20 protein-coding genes and 1 tRNA gene are annotated in these 20,438 nt (G+C 67.9%); 12 read left to right on the top strand and 9 right to left on the bottom strand.

Annotated elements, in window-relative coordinates; all coding sequences use genetic code 11:
- Positions 1-13 precede the first annotated feature (13 nt).
- Positions 14-1,144 carry an MFS transporter gene (locus tag VHP37_21465; protein HEX2828933.1) on the bottom strand — a complete coding sequence of 377 codons (1,131 nt, stop codon included), beginning with the start codon at positions 1,142-1,144 and terminating at the stop codon, positions 14-16.
- Complete coding sequence (locus VHP37_21460) at positions 1,144-2,271, bottom strand: MFS transporter (protein HEX2828932.1); 1,128 nt, start codon at positions 2,269-2,271, stop codon at positions 1,144-1,146. Before VHP37_21460 ends, VHP37_21465 begins: the two co-directional genes overlap by 1 nt.
- 87 nt (positions 2,272-2,358) lie before the next feature.
- Here VHP37_21460 and VHP37_21455 point away from each other — a divergent pair, with 87 nt between their 5' ends.
- Entirely contained in the window at positions 2,359-3,519 is a 1,161-nt protein-coding gene (locus VHP37_21455) for an alpha-hydroxy acid oxidase (protein ID HEX2828931.1), read from the top strand.
- A 54-nt stretch (positions 3,520-3,573) separates the two neighbouring features.
- A complete protein-coding gene (locus tag VHP37_21450; protein HEX2828930.1) occupies positions 3,574-4,770 on the top strand; it encodes a PrpF domain-containing protein in 1,197 nt (398 codons plus the stop codon).
- A 123-nt stretch (positions 4,771-4,893) separates the two neighbouring features.
- On the opposite strand, the gene VHP37_21445 is transcribed toward VHP37_21450, so the two are convergent.
- Complete coding sequence (locus tag VHP37_21445; protein ID HEX2828929.1) at positions 4,894-6,087, bottom strand: MFS transporter; 1,194 nt, start codon at positions 6,085-6,087, stop codon at positions 4,894-4,896.
- A gap of 76 nt (positions 6,088-6,163) precedes the next feature.
- On the opposite strand from VHP37_21445, the gene VHP37_21440 reads away from it, so the two are divergent.
- From VHP37_21440 to VHP37_21430, 3 genes are all read left to right on the top strand, one after another.
- On the top strand, positions 6,164-6,637 hold the full coding sequence (locus VHP37_21440) for a DUF4112 domain-containing protein (protein ID HEX2828928.1): 474 nt from the start codon (positions 6,164-6,166) through the stop codon (positions 6,635-6,637).
- Positions 6,634-7,914, top strand: coding sequence for an NAD(P)H-binding protein (locus tag VHP37_21435; GenBank protein ID HEX2828927.1), 1,281 nt, complete (start codon positions 6,634-6,636; stop codon positions 7,912-7,914). The genes VHP37_21440 and VHP37_21435 overlap by 4 nt, the downstream gene beginning before the upstream one ends.
- A 135-nt stretch (positions 7,915-8,049) precedes the next feature.
- Positions 8,050-8,514, top strand: a complete 465-nt coding sequence (locus tag VHP37_21430) for a DUF2269 domain-containing protein (GenBank protein HEX2828926.1) — start codon at positions 8,050-8,052, stop codon at positions 8,512-8,514.
- Here the strand turns inward: VHP37_21430 and VHP37_21425 are convergent.
- From VHP37_21425 to VHP37_21415, 3 genes are all read right to left on the bottom strand, one after another.
- Complete coding sequence (locus VHP37_21425) at positions 8,407-8,952, bottom strand: hypothetical protein (protein HEX2828925.1); 546 nt, start codon at positions 8,950-8,952, stop codon at positions 8,407-8,409. The genes VHP37_21430 and VHP37_21425 overlap by 108 nt on opposite strands.
- Before the next feature lie 7 nt (positions 8,953-8,959).
- Positions 8,960-10,465 (bottom strand): DegQ family serine endoprotease, encoded by a 1,506-nt coding sequence (locus VHP37_21420; GenBank protein ID HEX2828924.1) that lies wholly within the window; start codon positions 10,463-10,465, stop codon positions 8,960-8,962.
- 133 nt (positions 10,466-10,598) lie between these two features.
- Positions 10,599-12,146, bottom strand: a complete 1,548-nt coding sequence (locus tag VHP37_21415) for a BON domain-containing protein (GenBank protein ID HEX2828923.1) — start codon at positions 12,144-12,146, stop codon at positions 10,599-10,601.
- A 458-nt stretch (positions 12,147-12,604) separates the two neighbouring features.
- Here VHP37_21415 and VHP37_21410 point away from each other — a divergent pair, with 458 nt between their 5' ends.
- The gene (locus VHP37_21410) at positions 12,605-12,913 is read left to right on the top strand and encodes a hypothetical protein (protein ID HEX2828922.1); all 309 of its coding nucleotides are present in this window, start codon (positions 12,605-12,607) and stop codon (positions 12,911-12,913) included.
- A 53-nt stretch (positions 12,914-12,966) separates the two neighbouring features.
- Here VHP37_21410 and VHP37_21405 read toward each other — a convergent pair whose 3' ends face one another.
- On the bottom strand, positions 12,967-13,125 hold the full coding sequence (locus VHP37_21405; GenBank protein HEX2828921.1) for a hypothetical protein: 159 nt from the start codon (positions 13,123-13,125) through the stop codon (positions 12,967-12,969).
- Between the two features lie 211 nt (positions 13,126-13,336).
- On the opposite strand from VHP37_21405, the gene VHP37_21400 reads away from it, so the two are divergent.
- Positions 13,337-13,666 (top strand): hypothetical protein, encoded by a 330-nt coding sequence (locus tag VHP37_21400; GenBank protein HEX2828920.1) that lies wholly within the window; start codon positions 13,337-13,339, stop codon positions 13,664-13,666.
- A 54-nt stretch (positions 13,667-13,720) separates the two neighbouring features.
- Here the strand turns inward: VHP37_21400 and VHP37_21395 are convergent, their stop codons facing one another.
- Both VHP37_21395 and VHP37_21390 read right to left on the bottom strand, forming a co-directional pair.
- Positions 13,721-15,904: a hypothetical protein gene (locus VHP37_21395; GenBank protein HEX2828919.1), complete on the bottom strand. Its 2,184-nt coding sequence runs from the start codon at positions 15,902-15,904 to the stop codon at positions 13,721-13,723.
- A gap of 430 nt (positions 15,905-16,334) precedes the next feature.
- Positions 16,335-16,410: transfer RNA gene (locus tag VHP37_21390), tRNA-Arg, on the bottom strand.
- An 84-nt stretch (positions 16,411-16,494) separates the two neighbouring features.
- Here VHP37_21390 and VHP37_21385 point away from each other — a divergent pair.
- From VHP37_21385 to VHP37_21365, 5 genes are read left to right on the top strand one after another with little or no spacing between them, the layout of a single operon-like run.
- Positions 16,495-16,875 carry a VOC family protein gene (locus VHP37_21385; protein HEX2828918.1) on the top strand — a complete coding sequence of 127 codons (381 nt, stop codon included), beginning with the start codon at positions 16,495-16,497 and terminating at the stop codon, positions 16,873-16,875.
- Positions 16,872-17,885, top strand: a complete 1,014-nt coding sequence (locus VHP37_21380; GenBank protein HEX2828917.1) for a DUF6352 family protein — start codon at positions 16,872-16,874, stop codon at positions 17,883-17,885. The genes VHP37_21385 and VHP37_21380 overlap by 4 nt, the downstream gene beginning before the upstream one ends.
- Positions 17,882-18,730: a tetratricopeptide repeat protein gene (locus VHP37_21375; GenBank protein HEX2828916.1), complete on the top strand. Its 849-nt coding sequence runs from the start codon at positions 17,882-17,884 to the stop codon at positions 18,728-18,730. The genes VHP37_21380 and VHP37_21375 overlap by 4 nt, the downstream gene beginning before the upstream one ends.
- Positions 18,731-18,734: 4 nt before the next feature.
- Positions 18,735-19,658 (top strand): DMT family transporter, encoded by a 924-nt coding sequence (locus VHP37_21370; protein HEX2828915.1) that lies wholly within the window; start codon positions 18,735-18,737, stop codon positions 19,656-19,658.
- On the top strand, positions 19,655-20,437 hold the full coding sequence (locus VHP37_21365; GenBank protein ID HEX2828914.1) for an alpha/beta hydrolase: 783 nt from the start codon (positions 19,655-19,657) through the stop codon (positions 20,435-20,437). Before VHP37_21370 ends, VHP37_21365 begins: the two co-directional genes overlap by 4 nt.
- The last annotated feature ends 1 nt before the right edge of the window (position 20,438 follow it).

Below are 20,438 nucleotides of genomic sequence, written 5' to 3'. Positions count from 1 at the left end.
GATGAAACCCGGGTCAGACCTGGTCCATGTGGCGGGCCATGTAGCTCACGACCGCGAGATTCGCCGCGTTGAGCCAGAACACCGCGCCCGCGCCGAGCACGGCGCCGAACGCGCCGGAGAGCAGCGGCACCGCGAGCCGCGCCGAATTCGTCGCGATGGTCCGCAAGCCGGTGACCTCCCCGGAACGGCCCGGCGGCGAGCGCTCGTACGACGTGGTGAGCGACAGCGGCTGCGCGCAGCCGAGGCCCAGGCCCAGCAGGAACGCGATGGCCATCAGCACTTCGGGCCGCGCGAACAGCGGAAACACCGCCGATGCGAGCGCGGCGGAGAGCATCGACGCGGCGAGCACGCGCTCGACCCCAAAGCGCGCAGTGATCGACGGCAGCAGGAAGCGGATCACGAACGTCGCGACGGCGAAGGAGGCGATGATGAGCCCGATCGTCGACGCCGACAGCGACACGCCGTGCCCGTAGATCGGCACGTAGAAGATGAAGAGCTCCCACGCGCTCATCGACAGCCCGCTGATCAGGATCTGCCGGCGCAGCACCGGGTTCTTCAGCAACGTAAACGTGCCGGACGGCGCTTCTTTATGCGCCGCGCGCGCGACCCGCGTCAGGTCCGGACGCGCGATCAGCATGCCGATCGGCAGCAGGCTCAGGCCCGCGAACGCGAAGAGCGCGGAACCGTGCCCGGCGTAGTCGATGACGAACCCGGCAGTCAGCGGCCCGACGAGGTTCGACGTCGAATAGCCGATCGTCAGGATGCTGTAGTTGCGCGAGCGCTCGCCGGGGAGCTTGCCGACGAGGTTCTGCACCGACACGATGAAGAACACGAAGCCGAAGCCCACGAGCAGCGCGGTGACGAAGAGCGCCGGCATCGAGCGCCCGATCGCGCCGACGAGCATCGCGATGCCGATCGCAGTCGCGCCGGCGAGCATCGGCAGGCGCATGCCGATGCGGTCGGCGAGCCGGCCGGCGTACACGCCGCACACGAGCGGCGCCACCGCGTAGGCGGCGATCAGCACGCCCACCGTCGTCTGCGACGCGCCCAGCTCGAGCGCGAGCAGCGCGATCACCACCTTGCTCCCGGTGAAGCACGCGTGCGTCGCGGTGTGGACGAGCGTGACGAGGTAGACCGGCGCCATCACGCGTCGGCCCGCGCGAGCCAGCCGCTCGCGACGAGGAGCGCGGCGCAGGTCCAGAACACCGGCGCGACGCCGAGGGCGGCGGCGAGCGCGCCCGACGCGACCGGCACGCCGACGTGGGTGATGTTGTTGATGGTGAGCCTCAGGCCGGTCGCTTCCCCCGCACGTCCCGGCGGCGAGTAGTTGTAGGCGAGGTTGAGCGTCAGCGGCTGGCTGCAGCCGAGCGCGAGCCCGATGCCGAACGACAGCGCGAAGAGCACCGGCACCACCTCGGTCATCGCGAACGGCACGAAGAACACCGCGCCGATCCAGGCGGCGCCGCGCAGCACCGGCTCGATGCCGAAGCGCGCGGTGAGCCGCGCCACGACTGCGCGCACGATGAACGTCGCCGCGGCGAACACGCCGAGGATGTTGCCGATCGTCGACGCCGAAAGGCCGATCGAATGCCCGTAGATCGGGACGTAGAAACCGTAGAGGTCCCAGCCGGTCGTGACCAGCCCGCTCACGATGACCGCGCGCCGCAGGAGCGGCAGCTTGAGCAGCTCGAAGACGTGGCCGCTGCCGCGCGGGGTCTCGGACGGTTTGATCCTGAAGCGCGGATCGAGCGCGAAGATCGCCGCGGCGAGCACGGCCATCGCGGTGAGCATGAGATACGCCGAGGTGTGGCCGAGATGATCGATCGCATAGCCGACGCTCACCGGTCCGGCGAAGTGGCCCGCGGCGTAACCGAGGCCCAGCGTCGCGAAGTTGTGCGTGCGCTCGTCCTTTGTTCCGAGCGCGCCGCCGAGCGTCTGATTGGAGACGTTGAAGAACACGAAGCCGGTGCCGATCAGGGTGCACGAGACGTACAGCGCCGGCAGCGTCGGGTTGAGGAATGGCAGTACGAGCCCTGCGGCGATGCCGATCGCACCGGCGATCATCGGCTTTCTCGGGCCGAGCCGGTCCGATATGCGTCCCGAATACAGGCCGAGCAGCAGCGGGAAGATCGCATAGACGCTGATGAGCACGCCGACTTCGAGAGGGTTGGCGCCGAGCTTGATCGCGAGCAGTGAAGCGACGACGCGGCTGCCCATGTGACAACCCTGGACCAGCAGCGTGGTGAACGCGACGAGATAGATCGGACGCAAATGTGGGACTTTTTGAATCGTGGACAGCGGCGGGAAGGCGGTATTCTAATGCACGCCGCGTATGGCCCACGCCCCGTATTCCGTATCGTGAACGCAGCCGAAGCGCTCAACATCGACGACCTGCGCGCCGCCGCGCGGCGCATCCTGCCGCGCGTCGCGTACGAGTTTCTGGAGCGTGGCGCGGAAGACGAAGTCTCGGTCGACGACAATCGCGCCGCGTTCGAGCGCATCCGGTTCAGACCGCGCACGCTCGTCGACGTGTCGCAGCGCTCGCAGGAAGTCACGCTGTTCGGAAAGACCTACGCGATGCCGGTCGGCATCGCGCCCACCGGCGCGGCAGGTCTCTACTGGCACGAGGCGGACCTCGCGCTCGCTCGCGCCGCCGCGGCGGCCGGCGTGCCGTTCGTGCTTTCGACCGCCTCGTTCGTCGCGATGGAGCGCGTCGCGGCGGAGGCGGGCGGCGCCAAGTGGTTCCAGCTCTATGCGAACAAGGACCGGCTCGCGGTCGACGCGCTCATCGCGCGCGCACGCGACGCGGGTTACGAAGCGCTGGTCGTGACGAGCGACGTGTGCGTCGGCGGCAACCGCGAATACAACCTGCGCAACGGCTTCGACGTGCCGTTCCGTCTCAACATGGCGAACCTCGCGCAGGGCGTGCTGCACCCGCGCTGGCTCTTGAACGTCTTCTTCAGGACGCTGATGAAAGACGGGGTGCCGCGGTTTCGCAACGTGGACACCGATGTCGGCGGCAGGATCGTCGCCAGGAACCTCCAGGAATTCCGCTCGCGCCGCGACGCGCTCGACTGGGAAGACTTCGAGTGGATGCGGCGCGCGTGGCCGCGCAAGCTGTTCGTGAAAGGCGTGCTTACGGTCGCCGATGCGCGCCGCGCGCTGGCGGCGGGCGCGGACGGCGTCTTCGTGTCGAACCACGGGGGACGGCAGCTCGACGGCGCGCTCGCTCCGCTCGACGCGCTGCCGGACATCGCCGACGCGGTCGGCCACAAGCTCGCGGTCGTGCTCGACGGCGGCCTGCGCCGCGGCTCCGACGTCGTCAAGGCGCTCGCGCTCGGGGCCCGCATGGTGTTCACCGGCCGCGCGACGCTCTACGGCGCGTCGGTCGCGGGCGAGGCGGGAGTGGCGCGGGCGCTGCAGATCTTCAGGAGCGAAGTCGATCGCGTGATGGCTCTGCTCGGCGTCTCGCGGCTCGAAGAGCTCGGGCGCGACCACCTCGTGCTGCCGCGCCGGTAGAATCGTTCTTTTTCGTAGCGCAGGCGCCTCGCCTGCAGCCAAGGAGCCCCCGGAATGAAGCAACTCAAGATCCCCGCCGTCTTCATGCGCGGCGGCACCAGCAACGCGATCGTCTTCAACGCGAAAGACCTGCCGCGCGAGCGTGCGGCGTGGGACGAGATCTTCCTCGCGGCGATCGGCAGCCCCGATCCGTACGGCCGTCAGCTCGACGGTATGGGGGGCGGCATCTCGTCGCTGTCGAAAGTGTGCGTCGTCGGTCCTTCGTCGCGGCCCGACGCCGACATCGACTATACCTTCGCCCAGATCTCGGTGAAGGAAGCCAAGGTCGACTACAGCGGCAACTGCGGCAACATGTCTTCGGCGATGGGACCGTTCGCAATCGATGAAGGGATCGTGCCGGGGAGCGGCAAGGAAGCGCTGGTGCGCGTGCACAACACCAACACCAGGAAGATCATCTGGTCGCGTTTCGCGCTCGACGAAGGCGAGTCTGCGGTCGACGGCGAGCTCGCGATACCCGGCGTGTCGGGCACCGGCTCACCGGTGAAGCTCGAGTTCCGCGAGCCCGGCGGCGCCACGACCGGCAAGCTGCTGCCGACGGGCAACGTCACCGACGTGCTCGACGTGCCCGGCTGCGGCAAGCTCACCGTGTCGATGGTCGATGCCGCGAATGCGTGCTGCTTCGTGCGCGCCGCCGATCTCGGCATCGCCGGCACCGACATGCCCGAAGCGCTCGACGGCAACACCGCGCTGCTGGAAAAGCTCGGGGCGATCCGCCTCGCGGCCTCGGTCGCGATGGGCATCGCCTCCAACATCGAGGAAGCGAAGGCCAAGCGCGTCGTGCCGTTCATCGGTTTCGTCTCGGGGCCGCAGGACGCCGTGACGCTGACGGGCGAGAAGCTCGCCGCGGACGATATGGACCTGACCGGCCGCATGCTCTCCAGCGGTCAGACGCACCGTGCGCTGCCGCTCACCGCGTCGCTGTGCATGGCGGTCGCGGCGCGGCTCGAAGGCAGCGTGGTGCACGCGGCCGCGCGCAGGACCGACAATCCCGAAGCGCCGATCCGCATCGCCATGCCGTCGGGCGTGCTGACGGTTGCGGCGACGGTGCGCAAGGAGAGCGGCGCATGGTATGCGGAGCAGGGCGCGTTCTTCCGCACCCAGCGCAGGCTCTTCGACGGCTACGTCTACGTGCGCGCGTCGCGCGTGCCGATGCTGGTCGGGTCGATGCTCAAGCCCGCGAAGGCTGCTTGAGAGACGTCATTCCCGACCCGCGGCAGCGGAAGTGATCGGGAATCCATTTTGACCTCGACGATTTGAAAATGGATTCCCGCCTGCGCGGGAATGACGATTTTTCGCCTGCGCGGGAATGACGATCTAAATCGCCGCCGCTTTCGCGGTCCCCAGCGACGGCCGCAGCATCGCCGCCAGCGGCACCGCGAGCAGCACCGCACAGCCGACGGTCGCGATCGAGACCGGCACGCTGGTGATGTCGCCGAGCAGGCCGTAGCCGAGCGGCGCGACGATGCCGCATACCGAGCCGATCGTATAGAAGAACCCGAACGCGCGCGGCAGGCGGTCCTGCTCGACCAGGTCGCCGATGGTCGCGTAGAGCACCGACGACGTCCCCTGCAGCGCGACGCCGATGAGCGGCAGCAGGATCATCACGCCGATGCCCGGCAGCGCGAGGGTTGCGAGTATGCCGGCGCCGGTGAAGACCTCGCTGACGACGATGGTCCGAACGATCCCGACGCGCTCCGCGAGAAAGCCGCAGGCGAGCTTGCCGGCCATGCCGCCGGTCAATATCAGCGGCACCGCCAGCGCCGCCCAGCCTTCGGGGATGCCTTTGTCGATCAGCAGGAAGGCGATGAACGTGAGAAAGCCGGTGCGCGTCGAGGAATCGAGAATCTCGATGAGGCACAGCGCGGTGAAGCCCTGCCGGTCGCGTATGCCCCAGCCTTTGGTCTTCGGCGTCGCCTCGGCCGCGGCGTCATCCGTCCGCGCGGCGCGCGTGTTCGCGACGTTCATGAAGATGAGCACCGCGGTGACGACCCCGATCACGCCGAACGCCGTCACCGGCGCCTGCCACGAGATGCCCGCGAGCAGGCACAGGCTCACCGCGCCGCCGAACGCGAACTTGCCGACGTCGCCGAAGAAGTTGTAGGTGCCGAGCGCGGCGCGCCGTCCCGCGTCGGGATAGGCGTGCGAGATGATGGTGGAGGAGAGCGGGTGCTGGACCGCCGAGCCGAAGCCCGCGAAGAACAGCGCGACGATGATCATCCAGAAGCCGGTCGCGTGGCCGAGCGCGAAAAACGCGCAGCCCGCGACGAAGGTGCCGAACGCGAGCAGGTTCCGCTCGCCGAAGCGCTCGGCGAAAAGACCCGCGGGAAGCTGGAAAGCCGCCATCGCGGTGCGGTGCGCGGAGCGGATGAAGCCGACCTGCGCGAGCGAGAGGCCGAAGGTCTGGGCGAGCAGCGGCAGCAGCACGTAGGTGACGTCCGAGAGACCGTCGTGCAGGGTGTGCGCGGCACAGCACGATTGAAGCGCACGCTTCGGAGCTTTTTTGGCCAACGTTCTTCCCCGGTCCCGATATGGTCCAATCGTAGCAGATAGCCCCTTAGGCTCTGCAATTGCTCTTGCCGCATCTATGAGCTCGGACGACCTCACAGAGCTGCGCCGGCGCCTCGGGCGCATCGCGTGGCTGCTCGACAGCTCGATACCGCTGCCGGGCACGCGCTTTCGCTTCGGCCTCGACGCGATCCTCGGGCTGATTCCCGGGCTCGGCGACGCGATCGGCGTCGTGCTGTCGAGCTACATCGTGCGCGAAGCGGCCCGCGCCGGCGCGCCTCGCGTGGTGCTCGCGCACATGGTCTGGAACGTCGCGGTCGAAGGCGTGATCGGTCTCATTCCGTTCGCGGGCGATATCTTCGACGCCGCGTGGAAAGCGAACCAGCGCAACGTCGCGCTGCTGGAACGGCATCTCGACCATCCGCGGCGCGCGAAACGCGCCAGCGGCGTCTTCGTGACGGGCCTGATCGCGGCGCTCCTGCTGCTGATCGCCGCGACGGGCGCTGCCGCGTACTTCATCGTGCGCGCGATCGTCGGCGCTTTCTCGGGGTGAGCCCGGGAACCGTCCTGCTCCTCGGCGCGACCGGCTTCATCGGCCGTCACGCGTTGCGGGCGCTGGCGCATGAAGGTTACGGCGTGGTGTGCGGCGTCAGAGGCGAAGCGCCCGAAGGCTGCCGCGCGATGCGCGTCGACTTCGCGCGGGATCACGACGAAGCGATCTGGCTGCCGCGGCTCGCGGGCATCGATTACGTGATCAACGCGGTCGGCCTCATGCGCGAGACCGGCGGCGCGACGTTCGAGGCGCTGCACGTCGCCGCGCCGCAGGCGCTGTTTCGCGCCAGCGCACGAGCCGGCGTGAAGAAGGTCGTGCAGGTCTCGGCGCTCGGCGCCGACGCGCGGGCTTCGAGCGCGTATCACCTGACCAAGCGGCGCGCCGACGAAGCGCTCGCGACGCTGCCGATGCCGTGGGTGATCGTGCAGCCGTCGCTGGTTTTCGGCGAGGAGGGCGCGAGCACCGCGCTGTTCGCGATGCTCGCGTCGCTCCCGCTCGTACCGGTGCCCGGCGGCGGCGCGCAAACGATACAACCCGTACACGTCGACGACCTCGCCGAAGCGATCGTGCGTGTGCTCGCGACGTCCGAGTTCGATCGCACGCGCATTGCGGTCGTGGGGCCGCGGCCGCTGACGCTGCGCGAATACCTCGCGATCCTGCGGCGCTCGATGGGGCTGGGCGCACCGCATTTCGTCGGCGTGCCGATGCCGCTGGTGCGCAAGGCCGCCGCGATCGGCGGCAAGCTGCCGGGCTCGCTCCTCGACCGCGAATCGCTGGCGATGCTGGAACGCGGCAACGCCGCGCCGGCCGATGACGTGACGCGCCTGCTCGGCCGCGCGCCATGCGCGGCCGAGCGCTTCGTGAGCGCACGCGCTGCCCGCGCGCTCGCGAACCAGGCGCGGCTCGCCTGGCTGCTGCCGCTCCTGCGCTACGCCGTCGCGTTGGTGTGGATCGTCACCGGCATCGTCTCGCTCGGCGTGTATCCGGTGAACGAGAGTTACGCGTTGCTCGAGCGCGTCGGGCTCACGGGTCCGGCCGCGTCGATCGCGCTCTACGGCGCCGCGCTCCTCGACCTCGCGTTCGGTATCGGCAGCCTCGTCATGCGCCGCCGCGCAGGGCTGTGGCGCGCGCAGATCGCGCTCATCGTCGGTTACACGATCCTGATCACGATCTTCCTGCCCGAGTACTGGCTGCATCCGTATGGACCGCTGACCAAGAATGCGCCGATGGTGGTTGCGATATTGGTGCTGCTTCAGTTTGAAAGAAGTGACGGATGATGCGGTGACGGGTGAAACGGTGACGGATGGAACGGTGACGCGTTTCAGCCGAGCACACGCCTTCCGTCACCGCTTTATCCGTCACCGCACTATCCGTCACCGCACTATCCGTCACCGCATTACCCGTCACTGTTTATGGAATACCTGCTCATCAAATTCATCCACATCCTCAGCTCGACGCTGCTGTTCGGCACGGGCCTGGGCTCGGCCTTCTACATGTTCTGCACCAACCGCTCGCGCGACGTGCGCGCGATCGCGGTGGTGACGCGCAGGGTGGTGTGGGCGGACTGGCTGTTCACCACGCCGACGGCGATCGTCCAGCCGGCGAGCGGGCTGTATCTCGTGCATCTCATGGGTATGCCCTACACGACGCCGTGGATCGCGTGGGCGCTCGTGCTCTACGTCGTCGCGGGCGCGTGCTGGCTGCCGGTGGTGTGGCTGCAGATCCGCATGGCCGGGATGGCCGAGCGCGCGGCGGCGGAAGAAAGCGATCTACCGCCGCTCTTCTGGCGCTACGACCGCATCTGGACCGCGCTCGGCTTTCCCGCGTTCTTCGCGTTCATCGCCATCTTCTACCTGATGGTTGCGAAGCCCGCGTAAGCGCGCACCCGCGGCGAGACCGGCGCCGAGCGCGGCGTAGACGAGGAACAGCGCGCGGTCGGAGAGAACTGCTTCGAAGCCCGGTTTGTAGCGGTCGGAGACGATGTGATAGTCGGTGATGTACGCGGCGGCGGCGATCGTCGCGCCGCCGGCCAGAGCGGCGGACGTGCTCTTCTCCGCGTCCCTGCCGAACAGCGCTTCGAAGAACGCCGCCCAGAAGATGCTCGCGCCGTGATGCAGGACCGAGCCGATCGCCGCGTCGATCGGCTCATCGCCCTCGTGCGATGCCGGCTCGTCGTCGTAATAGATGTGGCTCACCGCGTGCATCGGCAGCTCGCTGCGGCGGTGCTCGTGCCGGCTGAACAGCGATGCGACGACGTGCGAGGCGATTCCTCCGAGCGTTCCCGAGACGAGGCAGTTCAGCAGGTACCGCTTCAATTCGAGCTCACTTTGCGGCTTCCGGTCCGACCCTCACCGGGATGTACAGCGCCGCGTCCCCGCGGCGCACGAGCAGCGCGACGATGCTGCCGGACGGCTGTTTCGACAGCAGCCGGTTGAACTCGTCGAGGCTCTTGAAGTAGATGTTGTTGATCGCGACGATGATGTCGCCGCGCTGCACCTGCATGTTGGGACCGGGCGCGGTGATGTTCTCGACGAGCAGCCCGTATTCGATGCCGAGCTGTTTTGCCTGCGGCGGCGTGAGCTCGCGCACAAGGAGGCCTAGCTTGTTCGAGCTCTTGCGCGTCTCGGGCGATTGCTGCTGGGCGACGTTCTCCGAAGGAAACTCCGCCAGGGTCGCCTTGATCTGTTTCTTCGCGCCGCCGCGCCACACGTCGAGCGTGATCACCGTTCCGGGCTTGGTGGCGGCGACGACGCGCGGCAGCTCGTTCGCGCTCTTCACGGGCTTGCCTTCGAACGCGAGGATGACATCGCCCGGCTGCAGGCCCGCCTGGTCGGCGGGGCTCTTGGGCTCGACCGAGGCGACGAGCACGCCCTGCGTGCTGGGCAGCTTGAACGACTTCGCGAGCTCGGGCGTGAGCGCCTGGATCTGCACGCCGAGCCTTCCGCGCGTGACCTTGCCGGTCGCCTGGAGCTGCTTGCCGACGTCGAGTGCGACCTCGATGGGGATCGCGAACGACACGCCCATGTAACCGCCGGTGCGGCTGTAGATCGCCGAATTGATGCCGACCACTTCGCCCTTGAGGTTGAGGAGCGGCCCGCCCGAATTGCCCGGGTTCACCGCCACGTCGGTCTGTATGAACGGCACGAACGATTCGTCGGGCAGCGAGCGGCCTTTCGCGCTGACGATGCCCGCGGTGATCGTGTTGACGAAGCCGAACGGCGAGCCGATCGCCGCGACCCATTCGCCGACTTTGAGGCTTTCCGAGTTGCCGAGCTTCACCGTCGGCAGCCCGGTCGCGGCGAGCTTCAGCAGCGCGACGTCGGTGCGCATGTCCACGCCGACGATCTTGCCTTTGAACTCGCGCGAATCGGCGAGGCGCACGGTGACTTCGTCGGCGTCCGAGACGACGTGCGCATTGGTGAGCACGTAGCCGTCGGTGGTGATGATGAATCCCGAGCCGATGCCTTGCGCGCGCTCCGGACCCGGATCGGGCTGCTGCGGCATGAAGCGCCGGAGGAAGTCCGACAGCGGATCGTCGGCCGCGTCGCCGCCGATGCCGCCGCCGCGCGTGCGCGTGGTGACCACGTTGACCACCGCGGGGCCCTGGGTCTCGACGAGGACGGTGAAGTCGGGGAGGCCGCTCGCCTGTGCGCGCGGCGTCGTACCGGCGTCGGCCGAGGGCTGCGGTCCGGGGAACGGCTGTGCCGGGGGCTGTCCGGCCTGTTGCTGCGGGCCCGTGGCGGTCGTGCGCTGCTCGCACCCGGCGAGCGCGGTCGCGAGGACGAGCAGCCAGCCGAGCCGGCGGAGCAGGGGGCTTTGAGCGGGCATGAGGCGGCGGATACGTGGAACGTTGGTTGTGAGCGCCTAGTGCAAGGCGTGTGCCGCAATGCCGCGAGAAAAGAAAAAGGCCGGCATCGCGCCGGCCTCGTCACGGGTTACCCGTCACGGTTCATCCGTCGCTTCATTCGTTCTTCCTGGACTTGGACGTCGAGCTCGAGCTCACGCTCTGCCCGGCCATGCCGCCGCCGGGCCCGCGCGACGCGGTCTTCTCGCCGTCGCCCGCCGGGGTCGTCGCGCCGCCGTAGCTCTGGCCGCTCGATGCGCCGGTCGCGGTGGTCGCGGTCGGATTGCCCGTGCCCGTGTGCGAGCTCGTCGTGCCGGTGCCGCCGCGGGTGGTCGGGCTCCCGCCCGCCCAATGGCCGCCTTCACCGCCCTGGCGCATGTCCGAGCCCCACGGGTTGCCGTGCTCGACGCGCACGCGGTTGTCGACGTCGGTCACACCCGGGCAGGCTTCGGCGATGTCCTCGATCGCGTGCTTCATGCGGCGATCGGGCACCGTGCCGTCGATGACCACCTTGCCCTGGCTGACGTCGATCGTCACTTCCGACGAATCGATGTGGCCGCTCTGCATCAGGCGCTCGCAGATGTCTTCCTTCATGCGCTGGTCGGAGCGCTGGTAGCCTTTCGGCCCGCGGCGCATCGAACGGCCTTGCTGCCCGGAGCCCGATGGGTCCCAGCCGCTCATCCGGCCCTGCGATCCATAACCGCCTTGCGAGCCGTAACCGCCCTGACCGCCGTAGCCGCCGCCCTGTGGGCTGTAGCCGCTTTGCTGGCCGCCGCCGTAGCCGCCTGGCGAGCCTTCGTGAGCCCAGCCGCCGTGGCCCTCGTAACCGGCGGCCTGCGAGCCGTAGCCGCCGTGTGAGGCGTAGCTCGACTGCGAGCCGTAGCCGCCGCCGTGCTCCCCGTAACCGCCGTAGCCCGATTGCTGCCCGCCTCGCGACGAGCCGTAGTCCTGACCGCCGTAGCGCTCGTTGGCCCAGTTGCCCTGGCCGTAACCGCCCTGCTGCCCGCCGCCGAATCGGGCCTGCGAGCCCTGGCCGCTCTGCCACGGTTGCCGTTCCTGCCACGAGCCTTGACTGCCGCCGCGCTCCCACTGCGACCACTGGCCGCCGCCGTGACTGCCGTGCGAGCCATAGCCGCCCTGCGATTCGAAATCGCCTTGCGAGCGGAATCCGCCCGAGGGGCCGTAGCCGCTCTCACCGGAGTAACTGCCGCCGTAGGCGCCGCCCTGATGGCTCCGGCCGCCGCCGTAACTGCCGCCGCCGGTGCCGTAGCCCTGCGGACCGTAACCCGTGCCGTGCTCGTTGCCGTAGCCGGTCGAGTGATAGCTGCCGCTCTGCTGGCCGGCCTGGGTGCCGCCGCTCATTTGGGTGCCGTAGCCCTGGGAACCGCGGTGGCTGCCCTCATGCTCGCGCTGCGACCACTGGCTGCCGCCGTATCCGCCCTGCGAACCGTATCCACCTTGTGAACCGTAACCGCCCGGGCCGCCGTAGCCGCCGCTCTGGCTGCTCTGGCCCTGGTTGCTCGGCCAGCGCTGGTTGCTCTGCCAGTCCTGATTGCCCGGCCAACCCGGTTGCCCCTGGCGCTCGTGACGCCACGACTCGTCGTCTCGCTGACCGCTGCCGCCGTGCTCGCCGTAACCGCCGCGCCAATGATGTCTTTCGGCCATAGGGTGCTCCTTGATCCGTTGATATCTCGTGAAACCCGGCGCGGAATGCGTCGGGCGTAAGCAAGAATTCGGAGCAATGCACATGCCTCTGAGGGCATCGAGCTGGTGCGCATTTCGGGCGGGCGCACCAAAAAAAAGCCGGGGGGGACCCCGGCTCCAATCTTCACCGTAAATGGCTACTGCTAGTCTCGCTCCATCCTCCTCCTCAGGAGATGTTGCAACGCCCGCGTGTAATTTGGTGTCGTGGCCGCGGGCGCGACGCAAACTTTACCACGAGATTCAGGGCGCTTTGCGAACTTCCTCGGATCGTCGCGATAGATCGTCTCAGGTCGTGAGCGCAGGCCGCCGCCGCCGTTCGACCGAATGTGATTGAGGCGAATTTTCTCGTTCCGCCGCCGGACGAAAGAGGCACGGACATTGCTCGGGGATTCACCGATATTGTCCACGAGGAGCTCGGAATGCAGACGATGACACCGCTCTTCGGATCGGAAAAAAGCGATCCTCAGACCGTCAGGCAGTGGGCCGCGGAAGACTTCGCGATCAACATCGGCTGGCTGCGCGAGTGCCCGTTCCATGGCCAACCCTTCAAGGCGAAGCTGGTGAACCGCAGGAAGCTCGCGCCGACGCTGGTCGATCCGCTCGATCCCAACGTCCGCGTTTTCAACGGCAACGCGCGCGAGCTGCTCGCAGCGGTCGAGCGCGTCACCGGCGGCTACGGCGAGCATTGCGCGATGTGCGCCGCGTCCGAGGAGGAAGACGGCGACTGACTGTTCGGCAGCTTCAGCAAAAGCCGCACGTGAACCGTGCGGCTTTTTTGTTTCTAGTCGGCGTAGCCGTGGTTCACCGCGTCCTGCAGGCATTCGGTGAGCGTCGGAAACGTGCGCGCAGAGCATTGCGTCGCGATGCCTTCTTCTTCGCTCATGCACATCCACGACCATTCGCGCGATTCGGCGCCGCCATCGAAATGCCAGTGGTCCAAGACGATTTCCTTACACAGCCCACCAGAGAAGGTGGCAGACTATTTCCGGCCGTCTGCTAGGGCGAGTCGACCGCAATCCCGTACTTCGCTCGGCCGGTCTGCACTCATGACCGTGATGCAGACGTTACCGATTCAGCAACGGGTGTGCCCGATTGCGTCGAGCACGCGGACGCCTGCGGAGGTAAGCTCATGCGTTCGTCAGGACACAACCATGCCTGAAGTACTCGTCATCCTCGCGACTTCGGCGACCGATGCGCAGCGCGCGGCAGTGATCAGCGCGGCGCCCGCTGCGCAGACCATCTCGCAGCGGGTGTTCACGAGCGCAGGCGGTAACGCCGCGCAGCTGCGTTCGATGGCGGGAATCGCGGCAGTGCTGACCGGCGGCGAGCCCGTTGAATCGCTGCCGACGCTGAGTGATACCGAGGCGCTGTTCGCGCACGCGTGGCTGTCGCGGGCGGGACAGACCAAGCAGCGTCCTGGCGACGGTCTGAGCTGGGACACGCCGCCGATGGTTCCGCCGGATCCGCCACGCAAACCCTGATTGCGGGATCCTCACGCACCACGCGTGTGGTGCGCGAGGACGTTCAACGCCGACTCAAACCGCCGAGCCCCCGCCGAGCCCTTCGGTCTCCAGCTCCGGCGGCGCTTCGGCGCCGGCCGGGGTCGCCGCTCCGCCTCCGACCGGTACCGTGCTGACGGGCGTGATGCTGATGCGCAAGGCCATCGGCTCGCCGCCGAGCGATCCGCCGCCGTCTCCGGCGAGACCGCCCGCCGATGCGGCGATCGGCGCTTCTCCGGTCAGGCTGCCCACGCCGTAGCCGGCCGCGCCGCTCGCTTCGGCCGTGCCTTCACCGGCGCCACCCAGTCCGTCTTCTTCACCGGACAACGCCGCCGCAACCGCAGGCGCGAGCCCACCGTACTCGATCGCTCCCGACGGGGCCACGGGACTCTGCGCGCCGGATGCCGGCACGACGTCGAGATCGATGAGACGCAGTCCCTGCGCACCGAGCTCCTGCCACTTCGCGTAGAAGTGCTGCCAGTCGGCGCCCGACCACAGGTAATACGCATCGGTACCCGGCAGCCAGCAGCCCGAATAACGCTGGCCTTGCGGCGTCTGGGTGATCTCGAAGTCGACCAGCCGCAGGTTCTGTGCTCCAAGCTGCTGCCATTTCGCGACGAAGTTGGGCCAGTCCGCGTTGACCCACAGGTAGTGAGCGCCCGTGCCCTGGCGCCACACGCCCGAGAACCGCTGCTGCCCGCCGACGTTGACGATCTTGAGGTCGATCAGCCGCAGGTTCTGCGCGGCGAGCTGCTGCCACTTCGCGACGAAGTTGTTCCAGTCGGCGTTGACCCAGAGGTAGTACGCGTCGGTGCCGGGCAGCCACACGCCCGAATACAGCAGCGTGCCATTGACGTTCTGGCACTCGAGGTCGACGAGGCGCAGGTTCTGCGCGGACACCTGCTGCCATTTGCTGATGAACGACGCCTGGTCCGCATTGACCCACAGGTAGTAACCGCCGGTGCCCTGACGCCACGCGCCGTGGAAGCGCTCGATGCCGTTCTCGCGCGTGATCTTCAGATCGACCAGCCGCAGGTTCTGCTGCGCGAGCTGCTGCCATTTCGTCTGGAAGCTCGACCACGACGCGTTGACCCACAGGTAGTACGGATCGGTGCCCGCGCGCCACACGCCCGAATACGTCTGCTGCACGAGGGGGAAGCCGAGGTGATAAGGCGTGTTCACGCACATCGCCCACGTGTTGCCTTTCATCAGGCAGTCGACGCCGCCGCCGGGCGCGCAGTTCTCGCAGTTCGCGTTCGGCTTGCCGTAATAGCCCCACGAGCCGCCGCAGTTGCAGCCGCTCGAGGCGTACTCGTCCGGCGCGCCGAAGATGTGGCCGCTTTCGTGCGCGAAGACGCGGTCGATGTTGTCCGGTCCCCAGCCGTCGTTGTCGTAATTCATCACGAGGCGCGGACCGCCGATCGAGGCGTATGCGAAATGCCCGAGCGGATATTTCGTGAAGAACCCGCAATAGCACCAGTTGGTGCCGAGATTCGTCCGGAGCTGCTCGACGTACTGCGTGCACGCGCCCATGCCGGTGCCGAAGCCGAGCTGCTGCATCGCGGGATCCCGCCATCGCGTCTCTTTCTCGTCGAAGCTGAGCGTGCTCGGTCCCGGCTGAACGGCGAGCGTGACGATCTTGATGTCGTACTTGAACGTCAGGCCTTCGGGGTTCTGCGTCGCGAGCCACGACAGGCCGTTCTGCACTTCGGCCACGACTTTGGTGCGCTCCGCCTGCGAGAACTTCAACGCCGCGGTCGGTCCCTCGACGATGATGATGCCGACGGCGACGCTGCCGGTCAGCCGCTGGCTCGTCGGCGCACCGGCCAGGGCCGCTCTCGCTTCGGCCGCCTGCCCGGTGGTTTCGTCGGGCGCGGTGCACGCGTGGTTCGTGTCCGGCGCCATGTCCCAGCTTTCGCCGTCGCGCGGACGCGCCGATTTCGCGGCTTGATACTCGTCCGACTCACGCAGGTTGAATGCGGCGTAACCGAGTTGTTCCTCCGGAGAAAGCGAGCCCAGCACCGCTTTCGACGGCGCCATCGCCTCGGCCATCGCGCCCGGCGCAGGCGCATCCGCCGAGTGTTCCATCACCATGACGCGCGATCCGTACACGTGAACCACGCGCCGTTTCGCGTCGGCTGCGAGAGCGGGCGCCAGTTCCAGCGCGCGCGCCTCGGGCAGTATCACTACACGTTCCTGGATTCCGATATCGCCGGCCATGCTGCCCTCCTGTTCGGTACCCGGACAGTCATCTGAATCGTGCGGCGCTATCTCCGGCCGCAACGACGGGATTTCGATGCAATGGAGAAGTCGGTCGCTTCCGTGCAGCACACCTCGCTTTCTCTCCCACCACTGAACGCATCGGTGCGCCCATTTCAAAGCGCGCGCTACGGCGCGACGGGCTGCACGAACTACAGGGCAATCAAGAAAGAAAGGAACGCAGTCTCTGGAGTCGCATGACGTCTCCTCGAACGGCGAAGCGTGGCGCAGCGGGGAGAAACACTCGTGTAAAGAAACCCGCTCGCGAGGGGAAGATTCAAGCTACTCGCGCACTATGCATGCGTCAAGCGCGTGTAGCCGCCTCGTATAGGTCGAATTGAAGACCACGCATCGGGATGAGGGTGGATCCCTTACAAGCGTTTGCGCTGGATGGCGCCCCGGAGACGAATCGAACGTCCGACCTGCCCCTTAGGAGGGGGCTGCTCTATCCACTGAGCTACCGGGGCGAGGGGGAAAGAAGCCCGGCTATTTTACATGAGCCTCTCTCGTTTATAGTGGCGGCCTACCGCTGTTTTCCCACGGAGAGTCCCATGCTCGCGAGCGTCGATCACATCGTGCTCAGCACGAACGATCTCGAAGCCTGCCTCGATTTCTACACCCGCGTCCTCGGCATGACGATGGAGACCTACGGCGCCGGCCGCATCGCGCTCAAGTTCGGCCCGCACAAGTTCAACGTGCACCCGCCCGGCTACGTCGCGGGGATCCGCGCGCGCGTGCCGACGCCGGGCTCGCTCGATCTGTGCTTCCTCGCGGACGGGCCGCTGGTCGACGCGATCGAGAAGATCGAGCACTGCGGCGTCCCGATCGAGGAGGGTCCGGTGGTGCGCACCGGCGCGCGCGGCACGATACGCTCGATCTATCTGCGCGACCCCGACGGCAATCTGATCGAGATTTCAGAACCGATCCAGTGACGCAGGATTTCTGGACGTCGAGCGGTTATCACCTGCTCCGCCGCAACGAAGAAGGTCGGCTCGTCGTCACCGACGACTACCTGAGGCTGTACTTTGCGCGCCCCGAGCTCGCGCTCGTCCCCGAGTCGTGCGCCGCGGAGCGTGCGCTGCACGAGCGGCTGCTGGACGAGCCCCGCAGCGAGGTGAGCGCTGCCGGCCTCGCGGAGCTCGCGGACGAGGATGCGCGCGAGAACTACGCGGTGATGCTGCGCTTTCGCGACCAGCTCCTCGAGGCGCCGACGCTCGAAGCGTTCTACGACGGCCTGTTCCGGCGCGACGTCGCGGTACCGCCCGATTTCATCCATCACACGGTGCAGGTGATCCTGCGCGGCATCCTCGACGGCGTCGACGACGGCCTCGAAGCGCGCGCCGCCGAGATCTTCTTCCGCGAGCAGTCGATCGTGATCCCCGAAGGCGCGGTGATGTTCGCCGACCGCCAGACGGTGCACAGCCACGCCTCGAGCGCCGGCCTCGGAGACTTCGGGCGCCTCATGCGCGAGCTCCAGCAGCCCCTGACGAGCGCCGAGCTCGACGTGCTCGACCGCTCGACCGCGACCGAATATTTCTCACGCGACGAGCGCTACGACCTCGCGCTGCAGATGAACCCCGGCTCGGACGCCTCCCGGGCGTTCGCCCGTGTGCTCGAGCGCTGGATCGCGCACTTTCACGGCATCCAGACGCAGATCGAGCCGGTGCGCGAGATCCCGGACGAGGACTGGCTCTGGCACGTCGGCCTCGACGCCGAGGCGACCGCGATGTTGAACGACCTCTATAATGGCGGCGACGTCGACGAGGATCGCATGAAGCGGATCGTCGGGCTGTATCGCCTCGAATTCCGCGACGCGGGCGCGGCGCTCGCCGATCTCGGCGGGGCGCCGGTGTTCCTCGGGCTCGCGACGACGCCGCAATCGACACTGCGCATGAAACCCCAGAACCTGCTGATGAACCTGCCGCTCGCGAGGCGCGTGTGAATCTCGGGCTGTCCTCCGCCGAGCGCTGGCAGCGCCTCGTCGCGGCGCCGCCGCAGAACGTGAGCCTCGCCGAAGGCGCGCTGCTCATCGCGGCCGAGGAATACGAAGGCCTGGACGTCGACGAGTACCTCTCGCGCATCCACACCATGGGCGCGACGCTGCACCGGCGGCTGCGCTCGGACATCAGCCCGACCGAAGCGCTGCTTGCGCTCAACCGCTATCTCTTCGACGAGATCGGCTTCTCGGGCAACGGACAGGACTACTACGATCCGCGCAACAGCTATCTCAACGAGGTGGTCGAGCGCCGGCTCGGCATCCCGATCACGCTCGCCATCGTCTACGTCGAAGTCGGACGCCGCATCGGGCTGCAGCTCCACGGCGTGTCGTTCCCCGGCCACTTCCTCGTCAAGTGCACGCTGCGCGACGGCGCGATCATCCTCGATCCGTATGCGAAAGGCGCCTCGCTCGGCCTCGACGACCTGAAGCGGCGCCTGCTCTCGCTGGCGAAAGACCTCGACGTCGACGACAAGCTGATGAAGTCGATGCTCGCCGCGGCCGCGCCGAACGAGGTCTTCGCGCGCCTGCTGCGCAACCTGCGCGCGATCTGGCTCTCCAAAGAGGAGCGGCTCAAGGCGCTCGCGGCCAGCGACCGCATCGTCACGCTGCTCCCCCACGCCGCGGAGGAATATCGCGACCGCGCGCAGCTCTATCTCGAGCTCGAGTGCTTCAGGGCGGCGCTCACCGACTTCCGGCGCTATCTGCGCATGAAGCCCGAAGCGAGCGACAGCGCCGCGGTGTCCAGGCACATCGCCGAGCTCGAGCCGCTCGCGGCGCGCCTGAACTGACCCCGTGCGGGAACGCGGCGGCAGCGCGCGCCCCGGCGCGCGCATCAGCGTGTCGACGGCGTACGTGCTCCTCGTCCTCACCACGCTCTTCTGGGCGGGCAACTGGGTGATCGGTCGCGGCATCCAGGGCCACATCTCGCCGATCGCCATGGCGTTCTGGCGCTGGGCCGGCGCGCTCGTGATCCTGCTGCCGTTCGTCGCGCGGCCGATCGCGCGCGAGTGGAAGAGCATCCTGCGCGCGTGGAAAGTGACGGTGCCGCTCGGCGTGCTGGGCGTGGGCGCGTTCAACACCCTGTCGTACACCGGGCTCAAGTACACCGCCGCGACCAACGGCGTGCTGCTCAACTCGGTCATCCCCATACTCGTGATCGCCATCGGCGTCGCTTTCCTGCGCGAGCCGCTCAAGCCGGCGGCGGCCGCCGGTGTGCTGACGTCGCTCACCGGCGTGCTGACCATCGTCGCGCGCGGCGATCCCGACACGCTGCTGCATCTGAAGCTCAATCCGGGCGACCTGTGGGTGCTCTCGGCGATGCTGGCGTGGGCGATCTATACGATCCTGCTGCGCTGGCGTCCGCGCGAGCTGTCGTCGAGCGCGTTCACCGGCAGCCTCATCGCGATCGGGGTCCTCTTCCTGCTGCCGATCTTCGCATGGGATTACGAGACGGGGGCGCGCACCGATTGGGGACCGATCACGTTCTCGGCGCTGGCCTATTTCGCGATCTTCCCGTCGGTGCTCGCGTACTTCTTCTGGAACGCCGCGGTCGCGCGCGTCGGCGGCGAGCGCTCGAGCACGTTCCTGCACCTGATGCCGCTGTTCGGCGCGATGCTGGCGGCGATCTTCCTCGGCGAAGCGCTGCTCTGGTATCACTACGCCGGCGCGGTCCTCATCTTCACCGGCATCTTCATCGCGTCGCGGGCGAAGCCGTGACGCTCGAGATCATCTCGCGCAAAGCGAACCAGGAACGCAAGGCACCGCCGCTCCTGTTCGTGCACGGGGCGTACACCGCGGCGTGGTGCTGGGAGAATTTTCTGCCGTGGTTCGCGCGTCGGGGTTACGACGCGCACGCGGTCAGCCTGCGCGGCCACGGGGCGAGCCCGGTGCCGGGCTCGCTCGATTTCGCGAGCGTCGACGATTACGTCGCCGACGTGCTCGAAGCGGCGGGCGGTCTCGGCGAGCCGCCGGTGCTGATCGGGCATTCGATGGGCGCGATCGTCGTGCAGCGTGCGGCGCTGCGCGCCCGTGCGCCGGCGATGGCGCTGCTCGCGCCGGTCCCGCCGCACGGCCTCACCGGGAGCGCCTTCACGCTGGCGGCGCGCGATCCGCCGCTATTCCTCGCGCTCAACACGATGCAGCTCGCGAACGGGGGCGCGAAGCCCGACCTCATCCGCGTGCGGGACTATCTCTTCTCTCAGACTGTGACCGAAGCCGACGCGAGGCGGCATCTGATGCGCATGCAGCGCGAATCCAGCCGCGCGCTCGCCGACCTCGCGTGGCCGCAGCATTTCTGGATCGCGCCGTCGCGCGGGGTGCGCACGCTGGTGATCGGCGCCGGGCGCGATGCGTTCTTCCCGCCGCCGATGATCGAGGAGACCGCGCGCTTCCACGGCGTCACGCCGGTGATGTTCGAGGACATGGCGCACGCGCTCATGCTCGAGCCGGGCTGGCGCCGCGTGGCGGAGGCGGTGAAAGCGTGGCTGGAAACGTAAA

This window comes from Burkholderiales bacterium, from assembly GCA_036262035.1.
Classification (GTDB): domain Bacteria; phylum Pseudomonadota; class Gammaproteobacteria; order Burkholderiales; family SG8-41; genus JAQGMV01.
This window is presented reverse-complemented; position numbering and strand designations above follow the sequence as displayed.

Bases quoted from the DNA above. Each gene is read 5' to 3' on its own strand.
- VHP37_21400 (HEX2828920.1), top strand. From the start codon at position 13,337: ATGCCTGAAGTACTCGTCATCCTCGCGACTTCGGCGACCGATGCGCAG.
- VHP37_21415 (HEX2828923.1), bottom strand. From the start codon at position 12,146: ATGGCCGAAAGACATCATTGGCGCGGCGGTTACGGCGAGCACGGCGGC.
- VHP37_21430 (HEX2828926.1), top strand. From the start codon at position 8,050: ATGGAATACCTGCTCATCAAATTCATCCACATCCTCAGCTCGACGCTG.
- VHP37_21450 (HEX2828930.1), top strand. From the start codon at position 3,574: ATGAAGCAACTCAAGATCCCCGCCGTCTTCATGCGCGGCGGCACCAGC.
- VHP37_21410 (HEX2828922.1), top strand. From the start codon at position 12,605: ATGCAGACGATGACACCGCTCTTCGGATCGGAAAAAAGCGATCCTCAG.
- VHP37_21395 (HEX2828919.1), bottom strand. From the start codon at position 15,904: ATGGCCGGCGATATCGGAATCCAGGAACGTGTAGTGATACTGCCCGAG.
- VHP37_21440 (HEX2828928.1), top strand. From the start codon at position 6,164: ATGAGCTCGGACGACCTCACAGAGCTGCGCCGGCGCCTCGGGCGCATC.
- VHP37_21465 (HEX2828933.1), bottom strand. From the start codon at position 1,144: ATGGCGCCGGTCTACCTCGTCACGCTCGTCCACACCGCGACGCACGCG.
- VHP37_21385 (HEX2828918.1), top strand. From the start codon at position 16,495: ATGCTCGCGAGCGTCGATCACATCGTGCTCAGCACGAACGATCTCGAA.
- VHP37_21420 (HEX2828924.1), bottom strand. From the start codon at position 10,465: ATGCCCGCTCAAAGCCCCCTGCTCCGCCGGCTCGGCTGGCTGCTCGTC.